The following is a 1,386-nucleotide window of genomic DNA, read 5'->3' on the forward strand; positions in this document are numbered from 1 at the left end:
CGCTCGCGCCAGGTCGCCTCGCGTGCCTCGTCCTGGTCGGTGACCATCTGGGTCCGGCGTTCGCCGACTTCGACCATCGCGGCGGCGACCGCGGCCCTGGCGTCGGGGTGGTCGTAGAGGAAGGTGCGGGACACGTTCGCGCGGCGGGCGACGGCGGCGACGCTGACCTGGGTCTTCTCGCGGCGGAGCCGGGAGATGGCGTCGCGAACCCGTCCGAGGGCGGCGGCGGTGCTGCGGTGGCGGGCGGCCAGGACGGCGGCCGTGCGCGGGTCGGGGACGGTGGTGGTCACGCGCATTGCTCCTGTTCGTCGGTGGTGTCGTCGACCTGGTCCTGTTCGTCGTCGGCGGCCTGGGCGAGGTCGGCGGCGCGGAAGGCGGTTGACCACACGCGGTGGAAGTAGTCCTGCGGTTTGCGCAGGTCCAGGGCGAGGGCGTCGTCGAGCAGGCCGAGGCCGGCCAGAGCGCTCTCCAGGCCGTCGATGGCGCGGGCGGTGGGTTCGAAGTAGCGGTGGAGGTAGTCGGCGGTGGCGTCGTCGGGGGCGCCTTCAGCCAAGAGCCGCCACTGTTCGCGCTTGCGCCGCCAGTAGAGGAGGTCGGCGCCGGACAGGACGAACTTGTCGCAGTTGTGGCAGTCCAGGTTCCAGGGGCAGGCGCCGCCCTCGACGACGGGCTGGAAGGTGCAGAACCCGCCCTCGGCCGGGGTGCTGCGGCGCGACAGGTCGATCGCCAGGGCCTGGGCCTGTGAGCGGGTGAGCGGGGTGGCATCCCCGGCCAGGAGTTGGCCCGGTTGGGCGGTTCCGGGGCCGGCGACCCAGATATGCTGGAGCACGTCCTCCAGATCAGTGCTGGTCAGATGCACGTAATGCTCGGCCATGCGGTCCGAAACCTGGCCGAGGTAACGGCGGATGTGGGTCAGTGAGGCACCGGCCCGCAGCAGATTGGTGGCCAGCGTGTGGCGAGCCTGATGGGGGACGAGCTGGCCCAGGTCGAGTTCGTTCACCCAGTCCCGGAAACCGCGGTTGAACCACGTGTAGGACAGAGCGGTGGTGCCGGCGGGGTTGCGGACCTTGGTGGCGAACAGGGCCAGCCGGGCCCGTTCGCTGCCCGTCGGTCGACGGCCGTGCCGGGCGACGAAGCGGTCCAGCGTCTTGCGCTGGCGCTCGGCGAGCAGGTCGTAGAGACGGTCCGGGATGCGGATCGCCACGTCGTAGTTCCCGACTTTGGTCTGGTCGTGCCAGAACATCGCCAGCCCGCCGTAGCGGCCGATGCAGTCCCAGCGCAGTTTCACGACCTCGCCGACGCGCCGGCCGGTCACCACGATCGTCTCCCAGACGTCCCTCAACCCCAGGTCATCAGGGTCGTGGACCTCGGCGAGCCGGGTGAGAT

2 protein-coding genes are annotated in these 1,386 nt (G+C 71.0%); both read right to left on the bottom strand.

The window, feature by feature from the left end; genetic code table 11:
• Positions 1–290: DUF6262 family protein (locus AB0P03_RS40595; RefSeq protein WP_363633759.1), on the bottom strand; the 290-nt coding region annotated here is incomplete at its 3' end.
• On the bottom strand, positions 287–1,386 hold a 1,100-nt coding region (locus tag AB0P03_RS40600; RefSeq protein ID WP_363633761.1), incomplete at its 5' end, for a tyrosine-type recombinase/integrase. The genes AB0P03_RS40595 and AB0P03_RS40600, both read right to left, overlap by 4 nt.

Origin of the sequence: Kitasatospora sp. NPDC088779 (assembly GCF_040685395.1) — a bacterium.
Classification (GTDB): domain Bacteria; phylum Actinomycetota; class Actinomycetes; order Streptomycetales; family Streptomycetaceae; genus Kitasatospora.